The sequence below is a fragment of the Nannocystis exedens genome, assembly GCF_002343915.1.
GTDB lineage: Bacteria > Myxococcota_A > Polyangia > Nannocystales > Nannocystaceae > Nannocystis > Nannocystis exedens.
Window position 1 is genome coordinate 598,402 of sequence record NZ_NETK01000001.1, and the last position, 24,200, is coordinate 622,601.

Annotated in this window: 22 protein-coding genes; 5 read left to right on the forward strand and 17 right to left on the reverse strand. The window is 70.8% G+C overall.

Going from position 1 to position 24,200, the window contains the following annotated elements; all coding sequences use genetic code 11:
• Nucleotide 1 precedes the first annotated feature (1 nt).
• The 3 genes from NAEX_RS02225 to NAEX_RS02235 form a co-directional block, all read right to left on the reverse strand.
• Nucleotides 2–1,303, reverse strand: a complete 1,302-nt coding sequence (locus NAEX_RS02225) for an aspartate kinase (protein WP_096325872.1) — start codon at nucleotides 1,301–1,303, stop codon at nucleotides 2–4.
• A gap of 64 nt (nucleotides 1,304–1,367) precedes the next feature.
• Nucleotides 1,368–1,715, reverse strand: a complete 348-nt coding sequence (locus NAEX_RS02230; protein ID WP_211302341.1) for a (2Fe-2S)-binding protein — start codon at nucleotides 1,713–1,715, stop codon at nucleotides 1,368–1,370.
• 32 nt (nucleotides 1,716–1,747) lie between these two features.
• Nucleotides 1,748–2,482: a pyridoxine 5'-phosphate synthase gene (locus tag NAEX_RS02235; protein WP_096325873.1), complete on the reverse strand. Its 735-nt coding sequence runs from the start codon at nucleotides 2,480–2,482 to the stop codon at nucleotides 1,748–1,750.
• A gap of 127 nt (nucleotides 2,483–2,609) precedes the next feature.
• On the opposite strand from NAEX_RS02235, the gene NAEX_RS02240 reads away from it, so the two are divergent.
• A complete protein-coding gene (locus NAEX_RS02240; RefSeq protein WP_096325874.1) occupies nucleotides 2,610–3,962 on the forward strand; it encodes an FAD/NAD(P)-binding protein in 1,353 nt (450 codons plus the stop codon).
• A 265-nt stretch (nucleotides 3,963–4,227) separates the two neighbouring features.
• Here NAEX_RS02240 and NAEX_RS02245 read toward each other — a convergent pair whose 3' ends face one another.
• On the reverse strand, nucleotides 4,228–5,595 hold the full coding sequence (locus NAEX_RS02245; protein WP_245913583.1) for a replication-associated recombination protein A: 1,368 nt from the start codon (nucleotides 5,593–5,595) through the stop codon (nucleotides 4,228–4,230).
• A 22-nt stretch (nucleotides 5,596–5,617) separates the two neighbouring features.
• Between NAEX_RS02245 and NAEX_RS02250 the strand changes: the two genes are divergently transcribed.
• Nucleotides 5,618–6,148 (forward strand): YfeK family protein, encoded by a 531-nt coding sequence (locus NAEX_RS02250; protein ID WP_096325875.1) that lies wholly within the window; start codon nucleotides 5,618–5,620, stop codon nucleotides 6,146–6,148.
• The gene (locus NAEX_RS02255) at nucleotides 6,145–6,537 is read left to right on the forward strand and encodes a DUF423 domain-containing protein (RefSeq protein ID WP_096325876.1); all 393 of its coding nucleotides are present in this window, start codon (nucleotides 6,145–6,147) and stop codon (nucleotides 6,535–6,537) included. Before NAEX_RS02250 ends, NAEX_RS02255 begins: the two co-directional genes overlap by 4 nt.
• A 306-nt stretch (nucleotides 6,538–6,843) precedes the next feature.
• Here the strand turns inward: NAEX_RS02255 and NAEX_RS51920 are convergent, their stop codons facing one another.
• Complete coding sequence (locus NAEX_RS51920; RefSeq protein WP_245913585.1) at nucleotides 6,844–7,839, reverse strand: DUF4215 domain-containing protein; 996 nt, start codon at nucleotides 7,837–7,839, stop codon at nucleotides 6,844–6,846.
• A gap of 191 nt (nucleotides 7,840–8,030) precedes the next feature.
• Here NAEX_RS51920 and NAEX_RS02265 point away from each other — a divergent pair, with 191 nt between their 5' ends.
• Both NAEX_RS02265 and NAEX_RS02270 read left to right on the forward strand, forming a co-directional pair.
• The gene (locus tag NAEX_RS02265) at nucleotides 8,031–10,166 is read left to right on the forward strand and encodes a DUF1592 domain-containing protein (protein WP_096325877.1); all 2,136 of its coding nucleotides are present in this window, start codon (nucleotides 8,031–8,033) and stop codon (nucleotides 10,164–10,166) included.
• 113 nt (nucleotides 10,167–10,279) lie between these two features.
• Nucleotides 10,280–11,557, forward strand: coding sequence for a DUF1552 domain-containing protein (locus NAEX_RS02270; protein ID WP_245913586.1), 1,278 nt, complete (start codon nucleotides 10,280–10,282; stop codon nucleotides 11,555–11,557).
• 171 nt (nucleotides 11,558–11,728) lie between these two features.
• Here NAEX_RS02270 and glmM read toward each other — a convergent pair whose 3' ends face one another.
• The 12 genes from glmM to NAEX_RS02330 all read right to left on the reverse strand — a co-directional run bounded on the left by glmM (nucleotide 11,729) and on the right by NAEX_RS02330 (nucleotide 24,061).
• Nucleotides 11,729–13,084, reverse strand: coding sequence for a phosphoglucosamine mutase (gene glmM / locus NAEX_RS02275; protein WP_096325878.1), 1,356 nt, complete (start codon nucleotides 13,082–13,084; stop codon nucleotides 11,729–11,731).
• A 9-nt stretch (nucleotides 13,085–13,093) separates the two neighbouring features.
• Entirely contained in the window at nucleotides 13,094–14,092 is a 999-nt protein-coding gene (locus NAEX_RS02280; protein WP_096325879.1) for a YbbR-like domain-containing protein, read from the reverse strand.
• Nucleotides 14,089–15,081: a diadenylate cyclase gene (locus NAEX_RS02285; RefSeq protein WP_096325880.1), complete on the reverse strand. Its 993-nt coding sequence runs from the start codon at nucleotides 15,079–15,081 to the stop codon at nucleotides 14,089–14,091. Before NAEX_RS02285 ends, NAEX_RS02280 begins: the two co-directional genes overlap by 4 nt.
• Nucleotides 15,075–16,049 carry a dihydropteroate synthase gene (folP, locus tag NAEX_RS02290; RefSeq protein ID WP_096333494.1) on the reverse strand — a complete coding sequence of 325 codons (975 nt, stop codon included), beginning with the start codon at nucleotides 16,047–16,049 and terminating at the stop codon, nucleotides 15,075–15,077. Before folP ends, NAEX_RS02285 begins: the two co-directional genes overlap by 7 nt.
• Nucleotides 16,050–16,070: 21 nt before the next feature.
• Complete coding sequence (locus tag NAEX_RS02295; RefSeq protein ID WP_245913588.1) at nucleotides 16,071–17,459, reverse strand: sigma 54-interacting transcriptional regulator; 1,389 nt, start codon at nucleotides 17,457–17,459, stop codon at nucleotides 16,071–16,073.
• Between the two features lie 160 nt (nucleotides 17,460–17,619).
• Nucleotides 17,620–17,799 carry a hypothetical protein gene (locus tag NAEX_RS02300; protein WP_143140395.1) on the reverse strand — a complete coding sequence of 60 codons (180 nt, stop codon included), beginning with the start codon at nucleotides 17,797–17,799 and terminating at the stop codon, nucleotides 17,620–17,622.
• Nucleotides 17,800–18,164: 365 nt separating this feature from the next.
• Nucleotides 18,165–18,803: a hypothetical protein gene (locus NAEX_RS02305; protein ID WP_096325882.1), complete on the reverse strand. Its 639-nt coding sequence runs from the start codon at nucleotides 18,801–18,803 to the stop codon at nucleotides 18,165–18,167.
• Nucleotides 18,800–19,258, reverse strand: coding sequence for a 3-hydroxyacyl-ACP dehydratase FabZ (gene fabZ, locus NAEX_RS02310; protein WP_096325883.1), 459 nt, complete (start codon nucleotides 19,256–19,258; stop codon nucleotides 18,800–18,802). The genes NAEX_RS02305 and fabZ overlap by 4 nt, the downstream gene beginning before the upstream one ends.
• Nucleotides 19,259–19,395: 137 nt before the next feature.
• Nucleotides 19,396–19,959, reverse strand: coding sequence for an OmpH/Skp family outer membrane protein (locus tag NAEX_RS02315; RefSeq protein WP_096325884.1), 564 nt, complete (start codon nucleotides 19,957–19,959; stop codon nucleotides 19,396–19,398).
• A 23-nt stretch (nucleotides 19,960–19,982) separates the two neighbouring features.
• Nucleotides 19,983–20,483, reverse strand: coding sequence for an OmpH/Skp family outer membrane protein (locus tag NAEX_RS02320; RefSeq protein WP_170135386.1), 501 nt, complete (start codon nucleotides 20,481–20,483; stop codon nucleotides 19,983–19,985).
• A 222-nt stretch (nucleotides 20,484–20,705) separates the two neighbouring features.
• On the reverse strand, nucleotides 20,706–23,315 hold the full coding sequence (gene bamA, locus NAEX_RS02325) for an outer membrane protein assembly factor BamA (RefSeq protein WP_096325886.1): 2,610 nt from the start codon (nucleotides 23,313–23,315) through the stop codon (nucleotides 20,706–20,708).
• A gap of 44 nt (nucleotides 23,316–23,359) precedes the next feature.
• A complete protein-coding gene (locus NAEX_RS02330; protein ID WP_245913935.1) occupies nucleotides 23,360–24,061 on the reverse strand; it encodes an ABC transporter ATP-binding protein in 702 nt (233 codons plus the stop codon).
• Between the last annotated feature and the right edge of the window lie 139 nt (nucleotides 24,062–24,200).

Here is a 24,200-nt window from a genome sequence, read left to right on the forward strand (position 1 = left end):
CTCAAGCAGCGCTGCTCGTCGGCCCCTCGTGGAGGCCGAACCCGGCGTGCAGCGCCCGCAGGGCCAGCTCGCCGTAGCGCTCGTGGACGATCACCGAGACCTTGATCTCGGAGGTCGAAACCATCTGGATGTTGATGTTCTCGCGGCCGAGGATCTCGAACGCCTTGGACGCGACGCCCGCGTGGGTGCGCATGCCGACGCCGACGATGGAGATCTTGCAGATGTCGGGATCGCTGAGGATCTCCATCGGCCCGGCGCCCGGCAGCTCGAGGCTGCGCAGGCCGGCGACCGCCTTCTTCAGGTCGTTCTCCGGCACCGTGAAGGTGACGTCGGTCGAGCCGCCGCGGCTCGCGTTCTGGATGATCATGTCGACGACGATGTCGGCCGCCGCGAGCACGCCGAAGATCGACGCGATCGTGCCCGGCACGTCCGGCACGTTGGTGAGGGTGACCTTGGCCTCGTTGCGGTCGAGGGCGACGCCGGTCACGACCGCGGACTCCAGACTCTTCTGCTCAGACACGATCCACGTCCCTTCGCTCTCGTTCAGGCTCGATCGCACGTGCACCGGCACGCCGAACTTCATCGCGAACTCGACGCTGCGGATCTGCAGCACCTTGGCGCCGAGGCTCGCCAGCTCGAGCATCTCCTCGTACGTGATGCGCTGGATCTTGCGCGCGCGCGGCTCGATCCGCGGGTCGGTGGTGTAGACCCCGTCGACGTCGGTCAAGATCTCGCAGACGTCGGCCTTCAGCGCCGCCGCGAGGGCGACCGCGGAGGTGTCGGAGCCGCCGCGGCCGAGCGTGGTGATGTTGCCGGCGGCGTTCAGCCCCTGAAAGCCGGCGCACACCACGACGTTGCCGGCGGTCAGCTCCTGGCGGATGCGCCCGTGCGAAAAGCCGAGGATCCGCGCGTTGGTGTAGGTCGCGTCGGTCTGCAGGCCGATCTGGTGCCCGACCAGCGAGATGGCCCGCCCGCCCGCGTTCTGGATCGCCATCGCCAGGAGCGCCGCACTGACGTTCTCGCCGGTGCTCACCAGCTGATCGAGCTCGCGCTCGTGGGCCCGGTCGCCGGCCCGCTCGCTGGCGACGTACGGCCCCTTGCTGGTGCGGCCGACCTGCCCCTCGCCTTCGCTCGCCAGCTGGTTGGCCAGGCCGATCAGGCGGTTCGTCTCGCCCGCCATCGCCGACACGACGACGACCACGTCCTGACCCGTGCGCTGGGTGGCGAGGACCCGCTGGGCGACGTTCCGGATCCGCTCGAGGGTGGCGACCGAAGAGCCGCCGAATTTCTGCACGATGAGCATGGCTTTCGATCGGGACGCGCAGTCCCGTGCGCCGTTGCTGTACCGCAATTGCGGTGCGGGGGCACTAATCTTTTCGCGTCTTGAACAGCGGTAGCTGGAACAGCGCCTCAGGCGCGCCGCCGTCGCGACCGGCGCGCCGCTTCTGCGCCTCCTCCTCGAGGATGGTCTTGATCGCCCCGCGACAGCTGCCGCAGCCGGTGCCGGCCTCGCAGTCGTCGCCGACCTCCTCGACGGTCCGGGCCCCGCGGCGCACGCAGGCGATCACCTCGTGCTCGAAGACCGTGTTGCACTGGCACAGCAGCACCCGCACCCCTCTGGGATACCGCAGGGCCGGCCGCCCGTCGACGTCCGCCCGCGAGCGCGGGCGCACGCGCGCTCCCGGGCGCCGGGGCATGGCTGTCTCCATGGACATGTCCATAGAGACATGTCCACCCGGACAGCGAGCTACTCGGTCAGGGCAGCCAGGTAGTCGCGGACGGCCCGGTCGAGGCCGACGAACAGCGCGTGGCTGATCAGGGCGTGGCCGATCGAGACCTCGTCGAGGTGCGGCAGGCGGCTGAACAGCGGCAGGTTGTCGAGGTCGAGGTCGTGGCCGGCGTTGATCCCGAGCCCGAGCTCGTGCGCCAGCGCGGCGGCGGCGGCGAAGCGGGCCAGCTCGGCCTCGCCGCGGCCGGCGGCGAAGGCCCGCGCGTACGGCTCGGTGTACAGCTCGATCCGCTGCGCGCCGACGTCCGCGGCCCAGCGGACCGCCTCGACGTCGGCCTCGATGAACAGCGACACCCGGACGCCGAGCCCGTGCAGGCGGGCCGTGATCGCGCCGAGCTCGGCGCGCGAGGTGTCGGTCGGCCACCCGGCCTGGCTCGTGATCTCGCCGGGCCGCACCGGCACCAGGGTGCACTGGTGCGGCCGCAGCTCCTCGACCATCGCCAGCAGGTCGGGCCGCGGGTCGCCCTCGATGTTAAACTCGATCTGCTGGCGCAGCGGCGCCAGCTCGGCCGCGATCGCCCGCGCGTCGGCGGCCCGGATGTGCCGCTCGTCGGCGCGCGGGTGGATCGTGATCCCCGGCGCCCCGGCCGCCACGATCGTCCGCACCGCCGCGATCACGCTCGGGACATCGCCGCCGCGGGCGTTGCGGAGGGTCGCGACCTTGTTGACGTTGACGCTGAGGCGGGCGGCCATGCCGCGCGGATAGCACCGGCGCGCGCGCTTGTCACCTCCCTTGTCGCCGGCGCCGCGCGACCTCCCGCGCGGACGCGGCCGGCGCGGCCCCGTTGATGCCGCGCGGCCCGGGCACTAGGCTCGCAAGATGCCGTCCGCGTCCGCGCCCGCAGTCGCCGTCGTCGGCGCGGGCTTCTGCGGCGCGGCCCTCGCCTGGCACCTCGCCCGCGCCGGCGGCCCGCGCGTGATCCTCATCGACGGGCGCGGCGAGTTCGGCCCGGGCCTGGCCTATCGGACAGCCGACCCCCGCCACCTCCTCAACACCCCGGCCGGGCGGATGAGCGCGCTCGCCGACGACCCGGAGCACTTCGTCCGCTGGGCCCGCGCGCGCGACCCCGCCGTCACCGGCGGCAGCTTCTTGCCGCGCGGCCTCTACGGCGACTACTTGCGCCAGCTCGTCGCCGCCGTAGAGGCCGGCGTCACATGTCTCACCGGACATGTCGTCGACGTCGAGCCGCCTGCGGCCGGGCCGGCCGCCCTCGCGCTGGCCGACGGGTCGCGGCTGTTCGCCGACCACGTCGTCCTCGCCCCCGGCAACCTGCCGCCGCGCCTGCCCGCCGGCCTCGACGCCCGCGTCCGCGCCGATCCGCGCTACGTCCACGACCCCTGGAGCGCGCCGGGCCCCGCGATCGCGCCGGCCGCAGCGGTGCTGGTCTTCGGGACAGGTCTGTCGGCGCTCGACCTCGCGCTCGGGCTCGACGGCGCCGGCCACCGCGGCCCGATCCACCTGCTCTCGCGCCACGGCCTGTTGCCACAGGCCCACCGCGACCCGGCCCGCCCGCCCGACCCGCATCCTCCCGCGTACGCGGACTGGCCGGCCACCGCCCGCGGAGCCCTGCACGCGCTGCGGGCGGCCGCCCGCACCGAGGCGGCCCGCGGCGGCGACTGGCGCGACGTGCTCGCCGACCTGCGCCCGGTGACGCAGGCGATCTGGCGCTGCTGGCCGGCGTGCGAGCGCGAGCGGTTCGTCCGTCACCTGCGGGTCTACTGGGAGGCCCACCGCCACCGCGCCGCCCCGGCGACCGCCGCCGCGATCGCCGAGCTGCGCGCGGCCGGGCGGCTGCACGTCCACGCCGGGCGCGTCGAGGACATGTCCCTCGGGACAGACGCGATCGCGGCGACGATCCGCCCGCGCGGCGGCTCGGCCCGCGTCCACCTGCGCGTGGAGGCGCTGCTCAACGCCACGGGCCCCGCGCCCGACCCGCGCGACGGCGAGGACCCGCTGCTGCGCGCCCTGATCGCGCGCGGCCTGCTGGTGCCCGAGCCGCTCGGCGCGCGCGTGGCCGACGACGGGGCGGTCCTCGACGCGCACGGCCACGCCTCGACCTGGCTGCACGCCGTCGGCAGCCTGCGCCGGCCGCAGCTGTGGGAGACGACGGCGGTGCTCGAGCTGGCCCCGCAGTGCCAGGCGCTGGCCGGGCGGCTGCGCGGCCGCGCTTGAGGGCGAGACGGCGAGCTGTCCTCGGGGACAGCCGCCGCCACGAGCTGTTCCTTCGAGCCTCTGCGACCTTTTCACCTGTCCCTCCGGACAGCCACGGCCTCTGCTCGCCTGTCCCTCCGGACAGCCATGACCTCTACCGGCCTGTCCCTCCGGACAGACATCTTCGCACCTGTCCATCCAGACAGCCGCAACCTCCGCGGCCTGCCCCTCCGGACAGCTGCAACGCCGCCCGCCTGCCGCTTCGGACTGCCAGACGCAGCCCCCGTCACTCCCCGGCGGGCTCGGGCTCCTCGCTTCCGCCTGTCCCTTCGCGCAGCTGCTGCAGGCGCGCCCACGCGGCCGCCTCCCACCCGCGCGGCCCCGGGTGGGCGTAGCGCTGCCCTCGCAGTGCCTCCGGCAGATAACTCTCGTTGCCCGGGACCACCCCGCCCTCGAAGTCGTGCGGGTACTTGTAGCCGACCCCGTACTGCGCCTCGCGCATCAGCGGCGTCACGGCGTTGCGCACCGCCAGCGGCACCTCGAGGCTGCCGGCGCGCAGCACGTCCTTGCGCGCGTTGGCGTAGGCCGTCAGCGCCGTGTTGCTCTTCGGCGCCAGGGCCAGGAACAGCGCCGCCTGCGTCAGCGGCAGCACGGCCTCGGGCATGCCGATCTGGTGGGCCGCCTGGGCCGCGGCCACCGCCACTGGAAGCGCCTGCGGCTCGGCGTTGCCGACGTCTTCGGCGGCGAAGATCACGATCCGCCGGGCCACGAAGTCGACGTCCTCGCCGGCCTCGAGCATGCGCGCCAGCCAGTACACCGCCGCGTCGGCGTCGCTCGCCCGCATGCTCTTGATGAAGGCCGAGACGACGTTGTAGTGCTCCTCGCCGGCCTTGTCGTAGCGCAGCGCGCGGCCGCCGACGGCCTGCTGCGCGACCTCGCGGCTGAGCCGCGTCTCGCCCTCGGGCACCAGGTCGACCGCCAGCTCGAGCGTCCCGAGCGCGCGCCGGGCGTCGCCCTGGGCGGTGTGGGCGATCGCCGCGAGCAGCCCGTCCTCGGCCTCGAGCTTGCGCGCTCCGAGCCCGCGCTCCTCGTCGGTGAGCGCGCGCCGCAGCAGCGCCACCAGGTCGCGGACCTCGATCGGCCGCAGTTGCAGCACCCGCACCCGGCTCAGCAGCGCCGCGTTGACCTCGAAGCTCGGGTTCTCGGTGGTCGCCCCGACCAGCGAGCACACCCCCGCCTCGATGTGCGGCAAGAGGATGTCCTGCTGGGCCTTGTTGAAGCGGTGGATCTCGTCGACGAACAGCAGCGTCCCGCGGCCCTCGTGGGCCCGGCGCCGGCGCGCGGCCTCGACCACCTCGCGCAGCTCGCGGGCCCCGGCCGAGGTCGCCGACAGCACGCAGAACGCGCTCTGGGTGTGCTCGGCCAGCAGCCGCGCCAGCGTCGTCTTGCCCGTCCCCGGGGGCCCCCACAAGATCAGGCTCGGCACCCGCCCGGTGTCGGCGATCCGGCGCAAGATCTTCCCCGGCCCGAGCAAGTGCGTCTGCCCCACCACCTCGTCGAGGCGGCGCGGCCGCATGCGCTCGGCCAGCGGCACCAGCGTGGGGTCGCGTTGCCAGGCGCGCTCGAAGAGGTCGTCGCTCGCGTGGGACTGCACGGTGCGTGGTAGCCTACCAGGCGTGACGCGCCGCGCCGCCCCTTCCGCGCCTGCGACCGCCCGCCAGCGGCCGGTCTCGCCGCGTGCGCTGGCCCTCGCGGTCGCCGTGGTCGCCGCCGCCGGGCCCGCTTGCGACGAGAAGTTCCAGTCCTTCCTGCGCAACGCCTCCGACCGCCACGTCGAGCGCGAGAAGAAGAAGGAAAGCGACGCCGAGCGGCGGGCCGCCGAGGAGGCCGTGATCTCGCCGCCCGTGCGCGCCGCGATCGCCCTCGTCCGCGCCAGCGACTACGACTTCGTGTCCGTCACGTCCGACGGCAGCCGCAAGCGCTACAGCGGCTTCGACTTCGCCGCCATGCTCGAGACCAAGTCGCGCTGGCTCGGCCGCGGCCTCGACGAGCTGTCCGACTGGCTCGACCAGATCGGCAGCCGCACCTTCTTCGGCGGCCGCTCCTACTTCGTCCGCCTGCCCGACGGCCGCGAGCTCAACTTCCGCAGCTGGCTCGAGGCCGAGATCGCGGCCTTGCCGACGGCCTTGCCCACGGAGTCACCATGACCGCAAAGACAGGTATCATCCTCGCCGGCCTCCTCGGCTTCCTCGGCGTCGCCGCCGGGGCGTTCGGCGCCCACGGCCTGCGCGACCGCGTCGGCCCGCGCGAGCTCGAGATCTGGCACACCGGCGCGCACTACCAGCAGCTGCACGCCGTCGTCCTGCTGGCCGTCGCGCTGTGGGCCCTCACCCTGTCCGCCCGCGGCGAGCCGACCGGCCTCCACGGCGTCGCCATGTCGCTGTTCGTCGCCGGCATCGCCATCTTCTCCGGCACCCTCTACGCCATCACCCTCGGCGGCCCGCGGGTCCTCGGCGCCGTCACCCCGCTGGGCGGCCTGTGCCTGCTCGCCGGCTGGTTGACGATCGTCGTCCTCGGCCTGCGCCAGGTGACGTAGTAGGCCGCGAGCGCCTCCCGCCCGGAACCGCGGCCCGGCCGGCGCCCCGGCGCGCGATGTCCAGCAGGACATGCGCGATCGGGCATGCGTGATCGGACATGCGCGTATGGGCATGTCCAATCGCGCACGGGACGGAGCGACCGCGCCCTCGCGCTCCGGAGCTGCGCCGCCGGTCGGTCGGCGGCGCATCGCCCCCGCGAACCCGGCGGTCCAGACCGCGCCGCCCCCACTCGCACGGGTTAGCCTGGCCTCCCTGGAGCGACCCCGACGCGCCGAGCCGGCCCGGCCCACCCCGGCGCCGTCGCCTCAGTCGACCCCGCAGTAGCGCAGCGCGCAGGTCGGCGGCGCCGGCAGGCGGTACATGATGAACGGCCCGCAGTTCTGCACCGCGATCGGCGCCTTGAAGTGGCACGTCTCGTCTTCCCAGTGGAAGCAGATCTCGCGCGCCACCACCCCGTCGGCCGGGGCCGGCTCGGAGCCGTTGAGCCAGCCGGGCGCGTGCGTCCCGCACGAGAACTGCGGCGGCGCGGTGGTGGGCATGCGCGAGCCGGCCGAGCCGACGAAGCGCGACCACCGGCCCTCGGCCGGCAGGTCGAGGTCGCACTCGACCTCGTCCACCTGCGACGCCACGTTGCGACCCGGCTGCGCCAGCGCCACCGCCTGCCCGCACTCGCCCGGCAGGTTCTCGGTCAAGCACGCGTTGCAGCCGTCGCCCGCGGTCTGGTTGCCGTCGTCGCACAGCTCGCCCTCCGCCGCCTGCAGCACGCTGTCGCCGCAGCGGGGCCCCAGCGCCGAGCAGCCAGGCGCGCAGCCCTCGTACGAGTTGTCGTTGATCTTGTCGTCGCACACCTCGGCGCCGGCGCGGACGAAGCCGTCGCCGCAGACGGCGCTCTTGCAGGTCGTCGGACAGTCGTCGGTGTCGGAGGAGTTGCCGTCGTCGCACTCCTCGCCGTCCTCGACGATCCCGTTGCCGCAGTCCGCGGGTGGCTCGGTCGTCACCGTCACCGTCACCGTCGTCGGCCCGATCGTCGGGTCGGTGAAGATCGTCGTGAAGGTCGGATCGGTGATCGTCGGGTCCGTATCGGTCGGATCGATCGTCGTCGTCGGCCCGGTGTCGGTCGGATCGATCGTCGTCGGCGGATCGATCGTCGTCGGCGTCGTGATCGACGTCGGCAGCGTGTCGGTGATCGTGTCGGTAAGCGTATCGGTCGTGATGGAGGTCGAGAGCGTGTCCGTCGTGTCGATCTTGACGGCGAAGCAGCCGCTGATCAGGTGCGCAAAAACAATCGCTCGTGTCGCCAACCCCCACCGTCTACAAGCGCGTAACATATGCCCTTCAAGGTACTCGTGGGCCCCGTACCCGTGCAAGGCCGACCCCTCGATCAGGCGGGCCCGGGGGTTTTGCGACGCGATCGCGCGTGGTTTGTGACGGCGAGGGTGCGGGCTCTCGGCGTCAGTTGACAGCCGGCGGGCCTTGCCCGATTGAGGCTCTGATGACGAGGCAAACGCACCGCCCCTGGTTCGGGGCCGCGCTCGGGCTCGTGTGGTTGGCCGCCTGTCCCGGCAGCCCGACCGCCAACGACACCGACGAGCCGGCCACGGCTGGTAACACGATGACGTCGCCGACCGGCGGGCCCACCGAGGGCACCGCGGGCGAGACCGACGACCCGACCGCCGGCGATCCGACCGAGGGCGGCGACGAAGCCGACCCCGGGCGCGTGACCGTCCACCGGCTCAACCGCACCGAGTACAACAACACGGTCAAGGACCTCCTCGGCACCGCGCAGCGGCCCGCGGACAGCTTCCCGGCCGACGACTTCGGCCTCGGCTTCGACAACATCTCCGACGTCCTCAGCACCTCGCCGCTGCAGGCCGAGCTCTATGAGCGGGCCGCCGAAGGTCTGATCCTCGAGGCGATGGAGATCCCGATCACCGACCCGGGCACCTGGCAGATCGAGGCCGAGGACGCGCTCGCCTCGGGCGGCGGCGCGGCCGGTGACGCGTGGAACCTCAACATCAACGGCGAGGTGTACCAGACCATCGAGCTGCCCTACGACGGCCAGTACAAGTTCAGCGCCCGCGTGTGGGGCCAGCAGGCCGGGCCCGACCTGCCGCACATGAACCTCACCGTCGACGGGGCGCCGGTGGCGATGTTCGACGTCGAGGCGGTGAAGAACGGCGCCCAGGTCTACGAGATCACGATCGACGCCACCGCCGGCGTCCACAAGTTCGCCGTCGAGTTCACCAACGACTACTACGACGAGCCGAACATGGCCGACCGCAACCTGCTGGTCGACTGGTTCAAGGTCGAGGGCCCGATCGACCTGCCCGACGGCGACAACCCGCTGCGCACGCGCATCATGGTGTGCGACCCGAACGTCGACGGTGAAGAGGTCTGTCTGCGCGAGATCTTGACCAAGTTCACCGAGCGCGCCTGGCGACGCCCGGTCACCGGCGCCGAGCTCGACGCGCTGATGAAGTTCATCGCCGACGCCAAGGGGGCCGGCGACACCTGGGAGTCGGGCCTCCGGGTCGCCCTGCAGGCCGTGCTGGTCTCGCCCTACTTCATCTACCGCGTCGAGCTCGACCCGGCGCCGACCGACCTCACGCCGCACCCGCTCAGCGACTACGAGCTGGCCTCGCGCCTGTCGTACTTCCTGTGGAGCAGCATGCCCGACGACGAGCTGTTCGCCGCCGCGGCCGCCGGCACCCTGCAGGACCCGGAGGTGCTCGAGACCCAGGCCCGGCGCATGCTCGCCGACGACCGCGCCCGCGCGCTGATCGACAATTTCGCCGGTCAGTGGTGGCTCATCCGCAACATCGCCGTCGCCTTCAAGGACGTGGCCCTGTTCCCGCAGTGGAACGACGCCATGCGCGAGTCGATGCGGACCGAGATGCGCCTGTTCGCCGAGGCGTTCTTCTCCGAAGACCGCGACATGCTCGAGATGCTGACGGCCACCGACACCTTCGTCGACGCCACGCTCGCGCAGCACTACGGCATCGAGGGCCAGTTCGGCGCCGAGTTCACCCCGGTCGACTTCGGCGAGCTGCCGTTCCAGGGCATCCTCAACAAGGCCGGCCTGATGACGGTGCTCTCGCACGCCGACCACACCTCGCCGGTCAAGCGCGGCAAGTGGGTGCTCGAGAGCCTGCTGTGTCAGGTCCCGCCGCCGCCGCCGCCCGGCGTCGACACCAAGCTGAACCCGGTCGAGGGCAAGACGCAGCGCGAGATCCTCGAGGCGCACCGCGAGAAGCCCGAGTGCATCAGCTGTCACGTCACCATGGACCCGCTCGGCTTCGGCCTCGAGCACTACGACCCGCTCGGCGCCTGGCGCGACCTCGACAACGGCCTGCCGATCGACGCCTCGGGCACCCTGCCCAACGGCAAGCCGTTCGCCGACGGCCTCGAGATGCAGACGCTGATCGCCGCCGAGCCCGACTTCCTGCGCTGCGTCGCCCGCAAGACCTTCATCTACGCGCTCGGCCGGGCCGTCGGGCTGAAGGACATCCCGTACCTCGACGACGTCACCGAGACCTTCTCGGCCAACGACCGTCGCTTCTCCGACCTCGTCGTCTCGCTCGTCACCAGCGAGCCGTTCCGCATGCGCCGCGGCGACCCCGCGATGTGAACCTCACCACCCCATTCTCCGGAGACATCACGATGCCGCGTCGCTTCTCTCTCTCGCGCCGTACCCTCCTGGGCGGGGCTGGTGCCCTGATCGCCCTGCCCTGGCTGGAGGCGATGGCGCCCGTCGCCCGGCGGGCCCGCGGGGCCGACCCCGAGCCCCCGCCCCTGCGCGCCCTCTTCTACTACCTCCCGAACGGGATCCACATGCAGTCCTGGACGCCCGCGACCGAGGGTCCGGGCTTCGAGATCACGCCGATCCTCGCGCCGCTGGTCGACCCGCAGGCCATGGTCGACCTCAAGGGCGACATCCTGGTCCTGACCGGCCTGCAGAACCTGCCCGCCAAGCCCGAGGGCCCGGGCGACCACGCGGGCGGCACCTCGGCGTTCTTGACCTGCACCCACGTCACCAAGTCCGAGACCGACATCAACAACGACATCTCGATCGACCAGGTGATCGCCAACGCCATCGGCGACGCTACGCCGCACCGCTCGCTGCAGTTCGGGACCGCCAACGGCGCGACCATGGGCAACTGCGACAGCGGCTACAGCTGCGCCTACACCAGCAACATCTCGTGGGCCGACGCCAAGACCCCGCTGCCGAAGCTGTACGACCCGCAGGTCATCTTCGACCTGCTGTTCTCCGGCTTCGACCCCGAGGCGACCGCCGAGGAGCAGGCCAAGCGGCGCGCCAACCGGATCAGCGTCATCGACTACGCCACCGGCCAGGTCGAGGCGCTCCAGACCAAGCTCGGCAAGACCGACCGCGACAAGCTCGACCAGTACCTCACCGGCCTGCGCGACCTCGAGAAGCGCCTCACCGACGAGAACACCGACCCGGTGTGCTCGCTGCCGGCGATGTTCTCGGGCGCCTACCCCGACTTCACGACGCACGTCGACCTGATGACCGAGCTGATGGTGCTGGCCTTCCAGTGCGACCAGACCCGCATCATCACCTTCATGCTCGAGAACGCCGGCAGCTACCGCGACTACTCGTTCATCGGCGCTCCCGGGGCGCACCACGAGATCTCGCACCACATGGACAACCCGGACAACTTCGCCAAGCTCGAGATCATCGATCGCTGGGAGATGGTCCAGTTCGCCAAGCTGCTGCAGAAGCTCAAGAACTCGCCCGAGGGCGAGGGCACGCTGCTCGACAACTGCGTGGTGTTCCTGTCGTCCGAGATCAGCGACGGCAACGCCCACAACCACAACAACCTGCCGGTGCTGCTGGCAGGCCGCGCCGGCGGCCACATCACGCCCGGCCGCCACGTGAAGTACGGCGAGACCCCGCCGCTCGGCAACCTGTTCATCTCGATCGCCGAGATGTTCGGCGTGCCGATCGACGGCTTCGGCGACGACGGCGTCGGCCCGCTGCCGAACCTCAAGGTCTGAAGCTCGACGACACGCCGCGCGGGTGAGCCTCCGGGCCGCCCGCGCGGCGCGTGCTTTCGGGGGCCGCGAGCCGCGTCGGTCGCCGGCGCCGAGGTGGTCTTGCGGACATGCCCTATCGAGCATGCCCGAATCGTCATGCCCTTCAGAGCATGCCTCTTGAGACATGCTTCGCTACGGCGCCGCGAGCTCGCGCCGCGCGACCTCGCCGATCCGGCCGGCCAGCTCCTCGAGCCGCGCCAGGTCCGGGCCCTCGAGCATCACGCGCAGGCTGGCCTCGGTGCCGGAGTAGCGGACCAGCACGCGGCCGTCGTCGCCGAGCTCGGCCTCCGCCCCGCGCACCACCGCGCCGAGCTCCGGCAGCAGGTCGAGCGGGACCTTGCGCGCGACCGGGATCGCCTTGAGCAGCTGCGGGTAGCGCGTCATCACCCCGGCCAGGTCGGCCAGCGAGCGGCCGCTGCGCTGCATGATCGCCAGCACCTGCAGGGCCGCGACCATGCCGTCGCCGGTGGTCCCGTGGTCGAGGAAGACCACGTGACCCGACTGCTCGCCGCCGAGGTTGTAGCTGCCCTGGACCATCGCCTCGACGACGTAGCGATCGCCGACCGGCGTGCGGACCACCCCGATCCCGCTGCCGGCCAGGCAGCGCGACAGGCCCATGTTGGACATCACCGTCGCCACCACCGCGGCCCCGCGCAGCGCCCCGCGAGCGTGCATGTCGAGCGCGCACACGGCCAGGATGGCGTCGCCGTCGACCACCGCGCCGCGGGCGTCGCTGAAGACCACGCGGTCGGCGTCGCCGTCGAGCGCGATCCCGAGGTCGGCCCCGTGCTCGACCACCGCGCGGCACATCGCCTGCGGGTGCACCGCCCCGCACGCGTCGTTGATGTTGACGCCGTCGGGGCTCGTGCCGATCGGGATCACCGTCGCGCCCAGCTCGCGCAGCACGGTCGGCGCCACCTTGTAAGCGGCCCCGTGCGCGCAGTCGACCACGATCTTGAGGCCGTCGAGCGCGAGCGACGACGGGAAGCTCTGCTTGAGGTGAGTGAGGTAGCGACCGGCCGCGTCGTCGATGCGCGCCGCCTTGCCGATGTCGCGGCCGCGAGCGACCCGCTCGTCGACGGCTCCGGGCTCCATCAACTGCTCGAGGTGCGCCTCGACGTCGTCGGGCAGCTTGAAGCCGTCGGCCGCGAACAGCTTGATGCCGTTGTCGGCGAACGGGTTGTGACTGGCCGAGATCACGACGCCGGCGTCGGCCCGCATCGAGCGCGTGATGTAGGCGATGCCCGGGGTCGGCAGCGGCCCGACCAGCAGCACCTCGGCCCCGATCGCGCACACCCCGGCGGCCAGCGCCGTCTCGAACATGTAGCCCGACAGGCGCGTGTCCTTGCCGATGACGACGCTGCCGCGCCGACCGAAGTGGGCCGCCACGGCCATCCCCAGCCGCAACGCGATCTCAGGAGTCATCGGCGGGACACCCGCGGGGCCGCGGATCCCGTCGGTGCCGAACAACCGACGCTCGTTCGCCATGCGCCCTTATTAATGGCCGCGACCAGCGCCGTCCAGCGGCTTTTCGGCGGGCGAAGGCGGAAGGATGATGCGCTCCTGAGCTGGCTCCAAGGTCAGGTTGGCCCGCAGCGCCGGAGGCACCGCCTCCGACAGCCCGAGATCGACCAGCACCGCGCCGGCCGGCGCGTCCTCCTGCGGCTTTTGCAGCTGCACCGTCGCTACCACCGCGCTCGGGATCGCGTCGATCTGTCGCAGCGACGGCAGCGGCCCGCGCACCACCGCCGCGACCTTGAGCGGCGCCCCGTGCGGCGGTTCCTGGTCGACGGGCCAGGTCAGCGGGACCTCGTAGCGACGCTCGCTGACCTTCGGCCGGATCGCCACCGACACCGTCACCTTCGGCACTTCGCCCGGGGCCACGCCGGTGTACTCCGCGCCCTCGCGCAGCTGTCCGAGGCCCACCACCATCTCGACGTCGGCCGTGGCTCCGCTGACGTCGATCGGGTCGGTGTTGAGGTTGGCCAGCTCGCCGACGATCCTGCTGCCGCCGTGGACGCGCCAGCGCGGCGGGTCGACGCGCGTGCCAGTGTGCTCGTAGTCGGGGTGGACCAGCCCGCGCACCGCGGCGCTGATCAGCACCGCGCGCTCGATCACCGGGTCGAAGCGCAGGTCGACCTTCTCGTAGTCCATGCCGCGGAAGATCACCCCGGGCGGCATCACGATCGTCGCCGGGTCGAGCTCGAGCGGGCCCGGCCGTGCGCCCGTGAGGTCGAGCTGGGCGCTGCCGAGGTCGTGGCTCGACAGGCGGTTCATCCGCGCCCACGAGCCGTGCAGCTCGACCGTCACCGTCTCCGGCAGCTTCGTCAGCAGCACGCGCCGCGGATCGGTGTTGACCTTGAGCGGGATCGTGAAGCGCCGCGTGACGTCGTCGCGGGTGAAGATGAAGAACCCGCTGGCGAGCACGAGCGCCGTCAGCTTGGTCAGCAGATGGTTGAACAGGGCCCCGTAGAGCCACCGAAGCGCGCGCGTCACCCCTCACCTCCCTTGCGCGCGGCCGGCGAGAAGTCGGTCACCGACGGCGCATGCAGGAAGTCGTTGTCGTTCCACTTCTCGTCGGCCGCGCCCTCCTTGCCGCGCCGGCGCATGTCGGTGGCGCTCTCGCTGGCCTTGCGCAGGTCCATGTAGCTGCGGGCCGCGCCCTTGGCGACCGCCAGGCTCTCGCTCGGCGGCGCCGGCCGCGACGCCTCGGCGCGCGGCTGCTCGAGCCAGCGAGAGATCCGCTCCTCGAGCTGCTCGGGCGTCAGCGGATCGGAGATCGCGCCGCGATGGACGGTGCGGATCTCGCCGCGCTCCTCGCTGAGCACGACGACCAGCGCGTCGCTCTCCTCGCTGACGCCGATGGCTCCCCGGTGACGCGTGCCGAACGCCGGGTCGAGCCGGTCGCGCTGGGTCAGCGGGCAGATCACGCCGGCGCGGGCGATCCGCAGGTTCTGAATCAACACCGCTCCGTCGTGGGTGAGGTTGATCGAGTACGGGATCAGCAGCGCCACCAGCGTGTCGGCGTGCAGCGACGCGTCGATCTCACGGCCGCGGTCGCTGACGACGTCGAGGACGTCGATCTCGCCCTGGAGGATGAACAGCGCGCCGAGCCGGGCGCGGTGCAGCCGCTCGACCGCCACCACCAGCTCGCTGACGGCGCTGCGGGCCGCGTCGCGGTGCCCCTGCGGCAGCAGCCGCTGGCCCATGTGCAGCAGGATCCGCCGCAGCTCCTGATGGAACACGACGATGAGGATGATGATGACGTACTCGAGGAAGTAGCGGACCAGCGCCGCCACCGCGACCATGTCGAGCGCGCTGGCGGCGGCGGCGATGCCCCCGAACACCGCGACCGACAGCAGCACCGGCACCGCACGTGTCCCTTGGAGCAGGCGCAGCGCCGCGTAGACCAGGATCAGCAGGATCCCGAAGTCGAGCCCGTCGCGCCACGTCAGCGCCTCGATGAAGTCCCGCGGCGTCACCATCGCCCCCGCTCGACCTCCTCCGCCTCGCTGCGCGCCGCCGCCGAGGCGTTGCGGATCGCCCAGGCCACCCGCAGCGCCTCGGCCGTCGCCGCGACGTCGTGGACCCGCACGATCGCCGCGCCGCCGAGCGCCGCCATCACCGCCGCCACCACGCTGCCGATCAGCCGCTCCTCGACCGGCCGCGGGCGCCCGCCGACGACCCCGAGGAACGCCTTGCGGCTGGCGCCGACGAGCACCGGACAACCTGTCTCTCGCATCAGGTAGTCGGCGGCGCCGACCAGCGCCGCGCTGTGCTCGGCGGTCTTGCCGAAGCCGATGCCGGGATCGACGGCGATCCGATCGGCGGCGACGCCGGCTCGCAGCGCCCGCTCGACCGCGCGTCCGAGCTCGGCCGCGACCTCGACGAGCACGCGCTCGAACCGGATGTCCCGCATCATCGTCGCCGGTTCGCCCCGCAGGTGACCGATCACGAGGCCGGCTCCGCTGTCGGCGGCCACGCGCGCCATGTCGAAGTCGGCGAGGCCGCTGACGTCGTTGATGATCGCCGCGCCGGCCGCCATCGCCGCCGCCGCGACCGAGGCGTGACGCGTGTCGACGCTGATGGGCACGCCGGCCAGCTCCGGATCGGCCACGAGCCCGCGGATCACCGGCAGCACGCGGCGCAGCTCGACGTCCGGCGCCACCGGCGTCGCGCCGGGCCGCGTCGACTCGCCGCCGACGTCGAGGATGTCGGCGCCCTGCTGGCGATACGACCGGCACAGCCGCGCCGCCACGCTGACGCTGGGATCGTCGGTCTCGGGCGCGAGCAGGTTGCCGCCGTCGAAGAAGCTGTCGGGCGTGACGTTGACGATCGCCATCACTCGCGGCGCGCTCACGTCGAGCGCGCCGCGAGCGTGGACCCACGCGGGCGCGAGCTCGGGCCGCGCGCCGGCGTCACGAGCGGAGGCGCGGTCGGCGGCGAAGGACATCGCCGCCATGGTAGCGCGCCATTACGCCAATGACACGCCCGGGTCGCTGTTGTCGCTGTGCCCGCCTGCGGCCCCGCCCCGCCCGGCGGCGAACTGCTTGGCGTCGATCCCGTAGCGGCGCAGCAGCTTGTGCAGGTACTTGCGGTCCATATCGGCCTCGCGGGCCGCCCGCGAGATGTTGCCCTCGGCCCGCTGGAGCAGCCAATTCAGGTAGGTCTCTTCGAACAGCTCGACCGCGCGTTCCTTCTGCTCGCGGAACGTCAGGGTCGGGTCGAACGCGACCTGCTGCTCGCGCCCGGCGCGCCCGAGGTTGCCGGTCGTGATGAGGTCGATGACCCCGTCGGGCGACAGGTACGCCGAGCGCTCGACCACGTTGCGGAGCTCGCGGACGTTGCCGGGCCAGTCGTAGCCGACGAGGCGGGCCATGGCCTCGGGGCCAGGCGCGCGCCACATGCCCGGAGGCAGGCGCCGCGAGAACTGATCGATGAGCATCGGGATGTCTTCGCGACGGTCGCGCAGCGCCGGCACCTCGATGTGGACGACGGCGAGCAGGAAGTACAGGTCCTCGCGGAACTCGCCCGACTTGACCTGCTCTCGCAGCCCGCGGCTCGCGGTGGCCAGCACGCGGATGTCGACCTCGAGCTCGTCGGTCACCCCGTGGCGGCGGACCTTGCCGTTCTCCAGGGCGCGCGTGAGCTTGGGCTGGAGGTCCGCGGGCAGCTCGCCGATGTCGTCGAACACCAGCGTGCCGCCGTGCGCGAGCTCGAAGGCGCCGCGCCGGTCCTCGTGGCCGAACAGCTCGACCTCGAGTTGAGCCGCGGCCGTGCCACCGCAGTCGACGACCACGAAGGGGCCGTCGCGCCGCGGCGACATATCGTGGATCGCCCGAGCGAGCAGGGCCTTACCGGTACCTGTCTCTCCATCCAGGAGGATGGTCGCTTCGGCGCCCGCGACGCGCTCGAGGACGCCGAAGATCTTGCGCATCGCAAGGCTGCGTCCGCAGACCGGACCGAAGCTGTCGGCTTCGCTAGGAAGAAGTTCGACCCGCGAGTCCCTGGGCATGAATCGGACCTGGACCTTGCCGAGCCCCAGGACATCGCCCGGGCGCAGGAAGCCGTCGCTGACCCGCACGCCGCCGATGAACATGCCGTTCGTGGACTGTTGATCCAGGACCCGATAGCTGTCGCCTTGCCGCCGGATCTCCGCGTGGATCCGGCTCACCGACTCGTCGGGCAACACCACGTCGCACTGGCGTGACTTGCCGAGTTGGACGACATCCTGGGTGACATCAATCTCGCGGCCGCGGAGCTCGCCGTTCAGGACGACCAGCCGAAAACCCGAGTGCCGCATGGGCTCGGCATCGTCCTGGACCACCGTCGAATCCACCGCTGCTTCGATCTCGTGCGCCATGTGCTCCACGCTACCAGGGGGCTTCCTCTGCGGGAAGCACACAACGGCCGGTACGGAGCGTCTGGCGAAGATTTACAGCGTTGAGGTCGCACGGCCGCAGAGAAAAATTTTCGGGGTGCCTCGGCCCCGAAGCACCCCGAACCTCGCGCGAAAAAACTCCTCAGACGTAGAAGTCGACGATGGCCACGCCGCGCTCCGACGGCTCCGGCGACGACGGCCGCTCATCGAGCTCGTCGGCGGGTACACGCGGCAGCTCGAGCTCGATCTGCAGCGTCGGAGTCCGCTTGCCCGGGATCTTCTTGCTAGGGACCTGCTTCTGCTTCTCGAGGGCTGGTCGCATGAACACCTGCCTTTTTCGCCAGAAATCCGAATAAGCTACCGGGCCGTTTGTTTCAAAGCTCACGAGGGCGGCGCTTGCACCGCCGGTCCGCGGGGAGTACCAATCCTCCCCACGAACGAGGTGGCTCGTTCCACACGCAGCTCCGACCCTGATGTGCCCACCATCCGGTTCGGAGCGCCTGAATTCTTGGTTCGCCACCTTACGTTTGAGACTAACGCCGCCACGCTTGTTGGCAAGAATTGTCTTCGCGCCGTTGAGCGCTGTTCCAGTGTGCGTCAGGCGTACACCGGAGCCAGGTCTACGACGCTCGAATTGAGTCCAGGCGGCGCTGACGACCTTGCCTGGGGGCGTTCGTCGCGACAAACTCAGAAGTCAACCACGACCCAGCGGGTGCCTTCCCGCTCGAGTCGGGCGACCTCGGCGTTTCCCAGGTCGAGGACGGCCTCGTGCGCGTCCGCGACGATGCGATCACCCAGCCGAGCCGCGAGGCGATCGCGGGCCGTCTGCAAGGCGTCCGCATGCTCGCCCTCGGTCCAGGCGGCACGGAGATCGTCTTCCGACAGGCCGAGCCGGTAGCGCTCGGGGGCGAGGCCCAGGAGCACGTCCCAGCGGCGTTGTAGGCTCGCCCGCACCAGGCTCCGCAGCGCAGCGCGGGGCGTCGACTGGTCGTACACGAGGGTCGGGTCCTCGGCGAACACCCAGCCGCGCGGCGTCCAGCGCACGTCCACCGGGGCGTCGGGCGCGAGGAACACCACCGCCCGCGGGCGGATCTCCGCCGGCTTCTTCAGCGTCTTCGCCCAGCGCTGGCGGGCCGCTTTGTCGCCCAGGATCGCCGCGTAATCGACGCGCGCGCGCGCGCCGACGAGCACGTGGCTCGACAGTTCCTTCGCGTCGCCGCGACGAACCGCACCGGCGGCGCCTTCGCTCGCGCGCGCGAGGCCGCGGACGTCCCGCTGTGCGCAGGATGCGAGCAGCAGCGCCAGGCACACCGCGTGGATCTTCACGCCGCGCCCCCGGCGTCGCTGCGCTTGGGCTCGATGATCGCGGTGAAGACGCCCGAGCTCTTCACCTGCTCGCCGACGCGGGTCTCGCCGGAGAACTTGCCGATCCGGCCGAGGCGCTGCGCCTTGACCTCGATCGTCAGCACATCGCCGGGCACCACCGGGGCGCGGAACTTGGCCTCCTGGATGCCCATGAAGAAGCAGTTGTGCAGCGCCGGGTCGAACACGCCGGACAGGTTGGCGAGCACGACGGCCGCCTGCGCCATCGCCTCGACCTGGACCACGCCGGGGAGGATCGGATAGTTCGGGAAGTGGCCCTGCAGGATCGGGTCGCCGATCGACACCAGCTTCTGGGCCACGATCGATTCGTTCGGGGTCGCCGAGAGCACGCGGTCGATGAAGAGGAAGGGATACCGGTGCGGCAGGATCTTCTGGAGCTGGACGGCGTCGAGGAGCATCGGTCGACGCCCAGCTTATCAGGCCGCCGCGGCCGCGCCCACCGCGGCGCCGGGGCGAGCGCCACGCCGGCGATTAAACGCGAACGCCCGGGCGCGCAGCGACGTGCGCGAGCCCGGGACGAGCGAACGGAAGCGGCTTACGACGGGTACTTGGCGTTGTAGCGCTTGACCAGCTCGGCGGTGATGTCGAGGCCGGGCTCGACGAACAGCACGGTCGAGTCCTCGCGGATCAGCACGAGGTCGACGTTCTTCTCGGCGGCCAGCTTGTCGATGATCGTCTGGCAGTTCTTGTAGATGTCCTCGAGGACACGCGACTCCTGCTGCGTGAGCTCCTGCTGCATGGTCATGTAGATCTGCTGCATCTCCATGTACTCCTTCTGCAGCGCCTCCTCGGCGGCGGCGAGCTTCTCGCCCTGGAGGCTCTTGAGCTTGCCGGTGTCGGCCTCGAGCTTCTTGCGCTTCTGCTCGAGCTTCTCCTGCTTGGCCTTGGAGCTGTCCTCGAGCTTCTTGCGGGCGGCCTGGCCCTGCTTGGTGTCGGCGAGGACCTTTTGCATGTCGACGACGGCGACGCCGCGGATCTGCGGGATGGTCGCCTGGGCCGGAGTGACGGCGCCCGGGGCGAAGCCGGCGCCGCTGACGAAGGCGAGCGCGACGGCGGCGGCGGACAAGAGGCGAGCGAAACGACGCTGGGGGGTGAACATGGCGGGGCGATCCTTCAGGTGAGTCACTTGTGCTTCTTGTCGTAGGCGACGATCACGCGGTTGGTGATGTCGAGCTTGGGGTTGGCGTACAGGACCGTCGCCGGCGAGCGGACCAGTACGATCTGAAGACCCTCCTCCGCCGCGATGTCTTTCACGATGGCCGCGACGTTCTTGTAGATCTTCTCGGTGAGCTGCGCCTCTTTCGTCGCCACGTCCTCCTGGAGCTGGGCGTAGAGCTGCTGCAGCTCCTGGTCCTTGACCACGAGCTCTTGCTGGCGCTTGGCGATCTCCTCGTCGGAGAGCATCGCCCGCTTGGCCATCAGGTCCTCGTACTTCTTCTTGAGGTCCTCGGTCTTCTTGTCGAGCTGCGACTGGCCCTTCGCAAACACCGACTCGAGGTCCTTCTTGCCCTTGGTGCCCTGCGTGGTCTCCAGCAGGCAGCGCTGCAGGTCGACGAGGGCGACCTGTTTGAGGGCGTTAAGCGTGGCAGCCGGCGCGGCGGCGACCGTGGAGGCGCCGAGCACGCCGGCCGTCATAGCCGCTGCGAGGAGGAGAACGCGCGAGGTAGAGGGCATAACGGGCGGACCTTAGCCGGCGCCGCGCAGGGGGGCAACCGGGCTGGCCTCGGACGCGGGGACTTACAGCTGCATTCATGCGGCCTGGCGACCTGGAGCGGCCGTCAGGGTGTGGCCTAGCTCACCCGATTTGCCGCTGGGCGCGCCGCAAACCCGGTCCTGGCGGGGTTCTCAGAAGCTGTTGCCGACGTTGAACTCGAAGACGACCGGCTCGTCGCCGTAATAGAACTCGGTGGGCGGCAGGCGGTCGAGCGGGAAGCCCCACTCGAACCGCAGGGGGCCGATCGGCGACTGCCAGCGGAAGCCGAAGCCGACCGAGCGGCGCAGCGACTTGAGGAAGCCCGGCGCGCCGGGGCGCAAGAGCGTGCACGGATCGCTCTTCGGCTGCTCGACCGGGTTGGCCTCGACGCAGTACAGCGGCTCGGTGTTGTAGGCGTTGCCGATGTCCATGAAGACCACGCCCTTGATGTTGGCGGGCGGGACCATCATGAACTCGAGCTCGAGGTTCAACGCCGTCAGCAGGTTGCCGCCGATCGTGTACGGGATGAGGGTCGCCGTCGGGTCGGAGCTGCCGAGCACCTTGATCGCAGGGCCGAGGCTGCGCAGGCGATAGCCGCGGATGCCGCCGTCGCCGAAGATGCCGCCGGGGAAGTAACGCTCGAACACCGGCACGCCCTTGTCCTGCGGGCTGTGGATGAAGCCGACCTGCAGGCGGGTCTTGAACACGAGCCAGGCGCGGAACGCCTGCTTGCTGCGGATGATCGGGAAGTAGAAGCGGAAGTTGGCGTCGTAGCGGTTAAACCGGTTCTGCGAGCCCCAGTACTTGTTGGCGAACTCGGCCCGAATCTCGTGGCGCATGCCCTCGGTCGGGAACAGGTAGTTGTCGGTCGTGTCGTAGCGGAGGCTGGCCGTGATCGCCGAGGTGATGCCGTTGTTGAAGAGGTTCGAGATCAGGGCCTGGCCGCTGTAGAGCGTCGAGTAGGCGCCGCCGGTGAACAGGCCGGCGCCGCCGCCGTAGTAGCCGCCGAACGAGCCGAAGTTGCCGAAGCCGACCTTGATGTACTCGAACGAGTAGCCGGCGAACAGGATGAGGTTCGGGATCCGCGGGATCGGGTAACCCCACGACAGGCGCACGCCGGTGCTCTCGCGCGAGAACCCGGGGAACACGTTGCGCGAGTTGAAGATGTTGAACGAGAAGTTCCAGCGCGAGTCGAGGAAGTAGCGCGTGATGTAGGCGAGGTTGAACAGGCGCCGCAGGCTCGACATCTGGGCCACGAGGGTCACCGTGGTGCCGCGGCCGAGGAAGTTGTCGTACTGGATCTGCGCCTGCAGCACGAAGTTCTCGATCGTGCTGAAGCCGGCGCCGACCTGGAACGTGCCGGTCAGGCGCTCGGTCACCTCGACGTTGAGGACGATCTTGTCCTCGGCGCTGCCCTTGCTGGTCGAGATCGTGACCTGGTTGAAGTAGCCGAGCCGCATCGCGTTGAACTCGGACTGCTCCTTGCCGCTCTCGGAGTAGAGGTCGCCCTCGCGCAGCGCCATCTCGCGGCGGATGACCTTGTCGGCGGTCTTGTCGTTGCCGCTGATGTTGATGCGCTCGACGTAGACGAGCGGGCCCTTGCCGACCTCGAGCGTCATGTAGAGCTTGAGGTTCTCGCGGTCCTGGCGGCCGTCCGGGATGACGTTGACGTAGGCGTGGCCGGCGTCCTTGTAGCGGCGCTCGATGTCCTGGATGATCGTCTGGATCTTCCCCATCGAGGCGACGTCGCCCTCCTTGATCACGGGGGTGATCGAGTCGGCCAGGACGTTCTCGTTGTAGAGAGCCTGCTCGCCGCGCCCGAGGACCTCCTTCGCGCGGATCTTGCCGACGCGATACTGCGGGCCCTCGTCGACCGGGACGGTGACGTAGACGAACCGACGGTCCGGGCTGAGGCTCAGCTCCGGGTCCTTGACGTTGACGTCGAGGTAGCCGTTGTCGGTGTAGAACTGCTTCAACATCTGGAAGTCGCCGGCGAACGCCTCCTTGTTGAAGACGCCGCCGGCCTTCTTCGTGACGACGCTGAGGTAGCCGCCGACGCGCGTGATCATGTGCTTGCGCAGCTCGTCGTCGGTGAAGGCTTGGTTGCCGATGAAGGTGATCTTGCGGACGATGGTCTCGGCCGCCTCGCTGATCACGATCTGGATGTCGACCTTGCCGATCTCGTCCTCGACCGGGCGCAGGCCGTAGGTCACCTCGGCCAGGAAGAAGCCCTTCTCGACGTAGAGCTGCTTGACCTTCTCGACGTTGGCCCGCACGGCGCCGACGTCGAGGATCGCGTTGAGCTTGAGGTCGAGCTGCTCGTTGATGTCGTCGAGCTTGATCTTGCTGTTGCCCTCGACGACGATCTTCCGGATCGTCGGCCGCTCCTTGACGATGTAGGTGAGCACCACGCCCGACGGCGTCAGCTCGCCCTCGACGCGGATGTCGTCGAACTTGCCGAGGCCCCACAGCCGCTTGATGTCGGTCGCCAGGTTGCGCGGGTTGACCACGGCCTCGATGTGGCTCTCGAGCTCGAGCATCATCGCCTCGCTCTCGACCCGGCGGTTGCCCTCGAAGCGGATGTCGACGATCGGCTGGCCGTAGAGCTCCTGGGGCACGCCGGCGGCGGCGGCGCGGAAGAAGAACTCGCTGCCGATGTCGGCCATGCTCGGCAGGGCGACCGCGACCTGTCCCACGAGACAGAGCAGCGCGGACACCAGCAACGCCAGCGCGCGGGACCAGGGGCGGCGGGCCAGCCACACGCGAAGCGCCTCTCCGCGAGCGGAGCTGTGAAAACGACGCTCCGTCACGGGGCTTTCGCGGCGCTCCGCTCGTCGCCGGCGCGGCCTGGGCCGCGCTGATCGTCGACGAGACGCCCGTCTTCCATGCGGATCCGGCGCGGCACCTGGCGCGCCAGCTCCATGTTGTGAGTGACGATCAGCAGCGTCATCTTCCGCTCGTCGTTGAGGCGGAACAAAAGGTCGTGCACCTCGTCGCTGGTCCGCGTGTCGAGGTTGCCGGTCGGCTCGTCGGCCAGCAGCAGCGCCGGCTGCATGACCAGCGCGCGGGCGATGGCGACGCGCTGCTGCTCGCCGCCCGACAGCTCGCCCGGCCGGTGGTTGAGGCGGTGTGACAGGCCGACTGCCTTGAGCATCTCCCCCGCCCGCTCGCGCGCCTCCTTCACGGCGACGCGCCCGATCAAGGCCGGCATCATCGCGTTCTCCAGCGCGGTGAACTCGGCCAGCAAGTGGTGGAACTGGAACACGAAGCCGATCGTCTGGTTGCGGAAGCTCGCCAGCTCCGGCGGCGACAGGCGCGTGATGTCGGTGTCGCCGAAGAAGATGCTGCCGCGCGTCGGCAGGTCGAGCGTGCCGAGGCAGTGCAGCAAGGTCGACTTGCCCGCCCCCGAGGCGCCGATGATGGTCACCATCTCGCCCGGCTCGAGCGTGAGGTCGACGCCTCGCAGCACCTGCAGCACCTGGGCGCCGTGCGTGAATTCCTTGACCATGTTGACGACGCGCACGAGCGGCGTGGCGCCAGGCGCCACAGAACCCGCGGGGCTGGCCGCCGCGGGCCTTACAGCTCGATCAGCACTCGCGCTCATGGGGGGCCGTTGCCGGCGCAACCCTAGACGCGCCCCATTCCCC

Coding starts and splice junctions, on each gene's coding strand:
- NAEX_RS02225 (WP_096325872.1), bottom strand. CDS start 1,303: ATGCTCATCGTGCAGAAATTCGGCGGCTCTTCGGTCGCCACCCTCGAG.
- NAEX_RS02230 (WP_211302341.1), bottom strand. CDS start 1,715: ATGTCCATGGAGACAGCCATGCCCCGGCGCCCGGGAGCGCGCGTGCGC.
- NAEX_RS02235 (WP_096325873.1), bottom strand. CDS start 2,482: ATGGCCGCCCGCCTCAGCGTCAACGTCAACAAGGTCGCGACCCTCCGC.
- NAEX_RS02240 (WP_096325874.1), top strand. CDS start 2,610: ATGCCGTCCGCGTCCGCGCCCGCAGTCGCCGTCGTCGGCGCGGGCTTC.
- NAEX_RS02255 (WP_096325876.1), top strand. CDS start 6,145: ATGACCGCAAAGACAGGTATCATCCTCGCCGGCCTCCTCGGCTTCCTC.
- NAEX_RS02265 (WP_096325877.1), top strand. CDS start 8,031: ATGACGAGGCAAACGCACCGCCCCTGGTTCGGGGCCGCGCTCGGGCTC.
- NAEX_RS02270 (WP_245913586.1), top strand. CDS start 10,280: ATGGCGCCCGTCGCCCGGCGGGCCCGCGGGGCCGACCCCGAGCCCCCG.
- glmM (WP_096325878.1), bottom strand. CDS start 13,084: ATGGCGAACGAGCGTCGGTTGTTCGGCACCGACGGGATCCGCGGCCCC.
- NAEX_RS02285 (WP_096325880.1), bottom strand. CDS start 15,081: ATGGTGACGCCGCGGGACTTCATCGAGGCGCTGACGTGGCGCGACGGG.
- folP (WP_096333494.1), bottom strand. CDS start 16,049: ATGTCCTTCGCCGCCGACCGCGCCTCCGCTCGTGACGCCGGCGCGCGG.
- NAEX_RS02295 (WP_245913588.1), bottom strand. CDS start 17,459: ATGGCGCACGAGATCGAAGCAGCGGTGGATTCGACGGTGGTCCAGGAC.
- NAEX_RS02300 (WP_143140395.1), bottom strand. CDS start 17,799: ATGCGACCAGCCCTCGAGAAGCAGAAGCAGGTCCCTAGCAAGAAGATC.
- fabZ (WP_096325883.1), bottom strand. CDS start 19,258: ATGCTCCTCGACGCCGTCCAGCTCCAGAAGATCCTGCCGCACCGGTAT.
- NAEX_RS02315 (WP_096325884.1), bottom strand. CDS start 19,959: ATGTTCACCCCCCAGCGTCGTTTCGCTCGCCTCTTGTCCGCCGCCGCC.
- NAEX_RS02330 (WP_245913935.1), bottom strand. CDS start 24,061: ATGGTCAAGGAATTCACGCACGGCGCCCAGGTGCTGCAGGTGCTGCGA.